The organism is Mesorhizobium sp. M7A.F.Ca.CA.001.08.2.1 (assembly GCF_003998455.1).
GTDB classification, from domain to species: domain Bacteria; phylum Pseudomonadota; class Alphaproteobacteria; order Rhizobiales; family Rhizobiaceae; genus Mesorhizobium; species Mesorhizobium ciceri.
In genome coordinates this window covers 1-5,918 of record NZ_RZPW01000376.1, presented here as the reverse complement: position 1 = coordinate 5,918, position 5,918 = coordinate 1, and the positions used below count along the sequence as shown (strand labels likewise).

The following is a 5,918-nucleotide window of genomic DNA, read 5'->3' as shown; positions in this document are numbered from 1 at the left end:
GTGCAGCCCCTCGTAGAAGAGCAGGTCGCTGGGAGCGAATTCGCGCCATTCGGTAAAGGTTCCCGGTGGCGTGCCGTGCTGCTTTTCCTCTTCCTCATCATGAATGTAGGTGCGGGTCTTGCCGGTTCCGCGGCGGCCATATTCCGCGAACACCTCTTCGAGAATTCCGAGTTCGTTGGCCGCGGCATTGAAATGGGTGAAGTTCGGGTTGCCGGCCTTTTCCTCCTCGGCCACCTTTGCCTTCATCGCCGCGCGGTCGTAGCGGTGAAATGCGTCGCCTTCGATGAAAGCGGCCTCGATGTTCTCGCGCCGGAAAATCAGCTCGAAGATGCGCTTGACCGAGGTCGTGCCGGCGCCCGACGACCCGGTGATGGTGATGATGGGGTGCTTGGCTGACATGGTGCAGCTCAGGCTCTGAACAGGCCGCGGCGGCTGAACAGCGGCGCACGCTCACCGATGTTGCTCGGCTCTGTGTGGTAGCGCGTGATGCGCGCCACTTCCCGCGCCGACCCGAAGATCATCGGCACGCGCTGATGCAGGCTCTCGGGCTCGATTTCCAGGATGCGGGTGATCGCGTCGGTGGCGGCACCACCGGCCTGCTCTATGAGATAGGCGATCGGGTTGGCCTCGTAGACGAGGCGCAGCCGTCCCTGACCATAGCCCTTGCGCCGATCGCCGGGGTAGAGAAAAACGCCGCCGCGCATCAATATGCGGTAACAGTCGGCGACCAGAGAGGCGATCCAGCGCATGTTGAAATCCTTCTCGCGCGGTCCCTCGGTGCCCTCCAGGCAGTCGTCGACATAGAGCCGCACAGCCTCGTCCCAGTGCCGGTAGTTGGCGGCGTTGATGGCGAACTCCTGAGTGCGTTGCGGAATGATCCGGCTTTCATAGGCCTGGACGAAGGTGCCGAGCCTTGTCGAGAAGACGAAGACATGCGTGCCGCTGCCGAGCGACAGGACGAGTGCCAGCTGCGGCCCATAGATGAAGAAACCGGCGCCTAGCTGGTTCACGCCCGCCTGCAAGAAAGAGGCGGCCGGATCAGCGTCCGGCGCGCCAGTTGCGGTCAGGAGCGAGAAGATCGTTCCGATCGACACGTTGGTGTCGATGTTGGAAGAGCCGTCGAGCGGGTCGATCGCAATGGCGAGTGGCGCTTGCCTGTCGAGCAGGACTGGCTGCTCCAGCTCCTCGGAGGCGTAAAGTGCCACCGGCGCACGGCGCATGGCGTCGAGGAAGATGTCGTCGGAGAAGACGTCGAGATCCTTCTGGACGTCGCCGTCGGCATTGGCGCCACGGGTCTCGGCAAAGGCGGCGCCGAGCACCCCTTGGTTGATGGTGTTGCGGACCTTGATGGCGGCCTGTGTCAACTGACGAACGGTCGTCACAACGGCCGAGCGGAATTCGTCTGGCTGGCCGAGATAGGAGTTCAGAAAAGCGTCGAGCGTTGCCGCTGGCATCGTAACCTCCCCTCCGGCCGCATCTCCTCGGAGCGGCTGGACTGGAGGAATGGAAACAAACGTCACACGATAAGTAAAATTCAATAACTTTACCTGGTCAGTAAAAATAACTTAGTATGCGACATGAGAAACCTCACGCTCAAGCATTTCAAGACCGTCCAGGCAATCATCAAGTGCGGCAAAATTGTCAGCGCAGCCAAGATGTTAGGCCTGTCTCCTCCAGCGCTGACAATCCAACTGCGACAAGTGGAGGAAGAATTCCAGCTGGCTCTGTTCGACCGAACGTCGGACGGCATGCGTCCCACTGCCGCAGGTCTGGCTTTCGTCGAGACAGCGCAGGTTATCGAGGAGCATCTCGGTTTGCTCGAAGACAAGATGGATGCCATCAAGGGCGTACGCACCGGCAGCTTGAGGCTCGGCGTCGTTTCCACAGCCAAATATTTCGCGCCGCGGCTGATGGCTGCGTTCATGAAGGACCATCCCGACATCGACATGCGGCTTGCCATCGGCAATCGTGCCCAGACGATCGACAACCTCAGGAACCACGACATCGATATCGCGCTGATGGGGCGTCCGGCGAAAGAGGTTCCGGTGCGTGCTTCGGTCTTCGGTGATCATCCGCTGGTCATCATCGCGCCGCCCGACCATCCCTTGGTGGCGGCGCGCGATATCTCCAAGGAGCGAATTGCCGAGGAGCATTTCCTTATTCGCGAGCCCGGCTCCGGAACCCGTATCTCGTTGGAAATATTCCTGAGCGACGTGCCTGGGCGCATCGACGACCTCGGTGTCGAGATGGCCTCGAACGAAACGATCAAGCAGGCGGTGATGGCTGGTCTGGGCATCGCCTTCATCTCTGCTCACACCATCGCTGCGGAAACCGAGGCAGGCCGGCTTGTCATCCTCGACGTTGTCGGCATGCCGATCCGCCGACAATGGTTCTCGGTGATGCGAACCGATCACGCAATCTCGCCGGCGATGGCCACATTCAACGATTTCCTGATGCGCAAGGGCGCAATGTACCTGCCCCTTTTCGGAAAGCTGTATCCAGACAAGGCTGGATGACACTGCACGAGCGCAACGGATGAAAGTCCGCGATCGTTGGTATTATATAAGCGATATGTTATGTTGCAGTGCGAAAGAGCGGGGGCCACGTCCTTTCACACCGTAAGCGATCTGTATGTGTAACCCCTGCAGACTGTTCGGAACTCTCCCAGGTATGGGTTCGGGAATTCGATGGGGAAAAGGGGTAATGCTTTACACACTCGTTATGATGGTCTGCCTGACGGATGGACCGCGGACCTGCGAACAACGCGAGGAAATGGTAGACGGTCTGGCGATGAATCCCGGGACTGCCTTCATGCAGGCGCAGCCGCTGGTGGCAAGGTGGATCGAGACGCATCCCGGTTATTTCGTGCAGCGCTGGCGTGTGCTGCCTGGCAGAGAGTCGTGAGACAGGCGGCCAAGGTCTATTTCTTCACCGCGAGCGTTTCCGAGACAGTCTTCGACAACTGGTAAAGCCGCTGCTCGATTATCGTCGGCACATCGCAGACATAAGTCAGCGACTGGACGCGTTCGTTGAAAATTCGCGTCGCGAAATTCAGTTGGTCGGTTCGCCGTTCTACTTCGTCCGGATCCGCATCGGCCTTGGCGCGCAGCGCATCCACTTCGGATGCTTCCTTGCGCAACTGTGCCGCCATTTCCAGCTGTTTGTGGGCATAGCGGGAGATGCCGGAGATCACGTGCGAACGCTCGGCGTCCATGTGATCGAACATTCCCTGCACCAGCATCGTCATTTTGGTTGCGACCTGCTCGGGCGGTAGGGAAGTCGCGAAATCCTTGATCTCCTTCTGGGCTTGTGCAATCGGCGTCCGCCGGGCCGCCACAGCATCGACAAGCGCCGACACGCCTGGATCCTTCGCCCAATCCTTCGCGGTCGCCGGAAGCTCCGGCCCATTCCAGATCTGGCCAAGCGAGAGCTGTGGCACCTTACGCTGCATGCAGGGCCAGTCGGGATCGGTGTTTGCCGCGGCGGCGCCCTCCATCGACGCAAGCGTGGTGACCAGAACCAGAGTGTGAACAAGTCTCATTCGCGCCATCAGGCGTTTCCTCCCATGTCCTGTTTGCGGATCACCAAACCGCGCGAAGGGTCGTATGCGATGATGGCGCCGCCCAGGAACAGCAGCGTGCAGCCGGCGACGACGCCCAGCGACAGCCATTCGATCTGCCCGTAGAAGGCAAAACGGATCAGTTCGACGGCATAGGTGAACGGGTTGCAGAGGCAGATCTTGTAGAGCAGGGGGCTCGCCTCCTGGATGCGCCACAAGGGATACAGCGCCGGAGACGCGAAATAGCCGGGAAAGATGACGAAGTTCATGATGCCGGCGAAGTTTTCAAGCTGCTTGATCAGCGAAGACAAGAGCATGCCGAGCGCGCAAAGCATCATGCCCGACAGGAACAGTGCCGGCAGAACATAGAGATAGCCGAGTGGCGGCGCTTTGACGCCCCACAACCAGGCAACGATCAGGAACGCGTAGACCTGCACGATCGATACGGCCACACCGGCCAGCATCTTCGACACCAGCAGGAACCAGCGCGGAAACGGGCTGACCAGCAGGATGCGCATGTTGCCCATCTCGCGGTCGTAGACCATCGACAGCGAAGACTGCATGCCGGAAAACAGCAGGATCATGCCGCAAAGGCCCGGCGTGATATAGACCTCGTAGAGCACATAGGTCTTGTAGGGCGGGATGATCGACACGCCAAGCACCTGGCGAAAGCCGGCCGCGAAGATGAACAGCCAGACCAGCGGCCGGACCAGCGAGGAAATGAAGCGTTCGCGCTGGTGCAGGAAGCGCAGGCACTCGCGCAGGACGACGCCTTTCAGGCAAATGAGATAGTGGCGCAGGCCGAATGGCTCGGACCGCACCGGCATGATGCCGGCGACTTTTCCGGGCATCGCAGGAGCGCTCATGGCGACGTCTCCGTCATGCCCGCCGCATCGACGCGGCTGAGCTTCGAAAAGGTTTCGCGAATCGAACTTCCGCCGTTCGCACGGATCACATCCGACACCTTGCCGCTGGCGACCAGGTCACCCCGCCGCAGTATGACGACATGGTCGGCGTCTTCGACTTCGTCGATCAGATGCGTGGCCCAGAGCACGCCGATGCCCTCTGCTTGGACGAGCTTGCGGATGGTGGCGAGGATGCCCGCGCGAGATTCGATATCCAGGCCGACGGTCGCCTCGTCAAGCAGGAGCAGGGAAGGTCGGTGCAGCAGCGCCCTGGCGATTTCGATGCGCCGCATCTGACCGCCGGAGAGGCTGCGTGCCTTGTCATGCTGGCGGCCCTGCATGTCGACCGTTTCCAGCAGCGCGGCAATGCGCTGGCGAGCTTCGCGTCCGCCAATGCCATGCAACGAGGCATGGTAGGAGAGATTCTGGTAGACGCTGAGGTCGAGATCGAGCGTGCGTGCCTGGAACACGATGCCGACCCGCCTGAGTGCTTCGCCGGACGCGCGGCGAATGTCATGGCTGAAGATGCGGATCGATCCGTGACGCGTGTCGTAGAGGTGGCTTATCAGTGAGAACAGCGTCGTCTTGCCGGCCCCGTTGAGGCCGAGCAGAACGGTGAAAGTCGCCGGCGCGATCGAGAAGGAGACGTCGTTGAGCGCCCGCTTCTGGCCATAGGAATGGCTGACGGCTCGGACATCGAGCGCCGCCACCTCGTCTCCCGGTCCGCTTGTCCTCATATGCTGCATGCCGGATCGCTCCTTCAGGACGCGTTGGCCTATTGGCGCCCCTGATCGCCTTTTGTCTTACTTGATCGTAATCTTGCCCTTCAGTCCCTTGTCGGCAAGGTCGGGAACCGACCAGGTATATTCGCCCGGGCGAACGGTATGGAACTGCACCTGGATCGTTCCCGCGTCGTCGAATTCCAGCCAGGCCGGTCCGCCGTCCATATGCACTTCCAAATCGTTGATGACGATCTGGTCCATCCAGACATTGCGGAAGAGATCGGTCACGAACTTGTACTCGAAACCGCCCTTGGACGTGATCTTCCAGCGATAGCCCTGGCCGGCGATCAGCTCGAAGTCCTTCTGATTGACCGCATAGGTGGAATCGGCCGAACCGATAATCAATTCCGGCAGGTTCTTGCTGGCACGCGACGGTTTTGACGTCGCATCGTCGGCGTTTGCTACGATCGGAGCAAGGACAAATCCGGCGAGCGCGGCGAAGAAAAACCTACGGCAAAGTTTCATGTCTTGAGCCTCCCGATGATCAATGTCTGCTATTTGGGCGAAATGACCACACCCCAGGGCTGCTGGCCCACAGTGAGCGATTGGACCGGCTCGTCGGTGGCCGTGTCGATGAAGGTGATATCGTTGGAATTGCCATTCGTGGTGATCAGCGTTTTCTGGTCGGGCGTGAAGGCCAGATGCCAGACGCGCTGGCCGACGAGGATGTAT

8 protein-coding genes and 1 pseudogene are annotated in these 5,918 nt (G+C 60.3%); 2 read left to right on the top strand and 7 right to left on the bottom strand.

Annotation, left to right across the window (positions count from 1 at the left end):
- Together EN914_RS21125 and EN914_RS21120 are read right to left on the bottom strand one after the other, a co-directional pair.
- Window positions 1–399 (bottom strand): annotated as a pseudogene (locus EN914_RS21125) (phosphoribulokinase); the annotation flags it as partial.
- Window positions 400–407: 8 nt separating this feature from the next.
- On the bottom strand, window positions 408–1,454 hold the full coding sequence (locus EN914_RS21120) for a class 1 fructose-bisphosphatase (RefSeq protein WP_013532052.1): 1,047 nt from the start codon (window positions 1,452–1,454) through the stop codon (window positions 408–410).
- Between the two features lie 123 nt (window positions 1,455–1,577).
- Here EN914_RS21120 and EN914_RS21115 point away from each other — a divergent pair, with 123 nt between their 5' ends.
- Together EN914_RS21115 and EN914_RS21110 are read left to right on the top strand one after the other, a co-directional pair.
- Window positions 1,578–2,516 carry a LysR family transcriptional regulator gene (locus tag EN914_RS21115; RefSeq protein ID WP_013532051.1) on the top strand — a complete coding sequence of 313 codons (939 nt, stop codon included), beginning with the start codon at window positions 1,578–1,580 and terminating at the stop codon, window positions 2,514–2,516.
- Window positions 2,517–2,703: 187 nt separating this feature from the next.
- Window positions 2,704–2,904: a hypothetical protein gene (locus EN914_RS21110; RefSeq protein ID WP_013532050.1), complete on the top strand. Its 201-nt coding sequence runs from the start codon at window positions 2,704–2,706 to the stop codon at window positions 2,902–2,904.
- Between the two features lie 16 nt (window positions 2,905–2,920).
- On the opposite strand, the gene EN914_RS21105 is transcribed toward EN914_RS21110, so the two are convergent.
- Genes EN914_RS21105 through EN914_RS21085 form a run of 5 tightly spaced genes read right to left on the bottom strand, consistent with a single transcriptional unit; the run spans window position 2,921 to window position 5,887 of the window.
- The gene (locus tag EN914_RS21105) at window positions 2,921–3,496 is read right to left on the bottom strand and encodes a hypothetical protein (protein ID WP_245265362.1); all 576 of its coding nucleotides are present in this window, start codon (window positions 3,494–3,496) and stop codon (window positions 2,921–2,923) included.
- Window positions 3,497–3,549: 53 nt separating this feature from the next.
- The gene (locus tag EN914_RS21100; RefSeq protein ID WP_050580490.1) at window positions 3,550–4,386 is read right to left on the bottom strand and encodes an ABC transporter permease; all 837 of its coding nucleotides are present in this window, start codon (window positions 4,384–4,386) and stop codon (window positions 3,550–3,552) included.
- Window positions 4,387–4,421: 35 nt separating this feature from the next.
- Window positions 4,422–5,210 carry an ATP-binding cassette domain-containing protein gene (locus EN914_RS21095; RefSeq protein WP_024504382.1) on the bottom strand — a complete coding sequence of 263 codons (789 nt, stop codon included), beginning with the start codon at window positions 5,208–5,210 and terminating at the stop codon, window positions 4,422–4,424.
- A 57-nt stretch (window positions 5,211–5,267) separates the two neighbouring features.
- Window positions 5,268–5,711 carry a hypothetical protein gene (locus tag EN914_RS21090; RefSeq protein WP_013532046.1) on the bottom strand — a complete coding sequence of 148 codons (444 nt, stop codon included), beginning with the start codon at window positions 5,709–5,711 and terminating at the stop codon, window positions 5,268–5,270.
- Window positions 5,712–5,740: 29 nt separating this feature from the next.
- Window positions 5,741–5,887: a hypothetical protein gene (locus EN914_RS21085; protein WP_348631926.1), complete on the bottom strand. Its 147-nt coding sequence runs from the start codon at window positions 5,885–5,887 to the stop codon at window positions 5,741–5,743.
- Window positions 5,888–5,918: the final 31 nt, after the last annotated feature.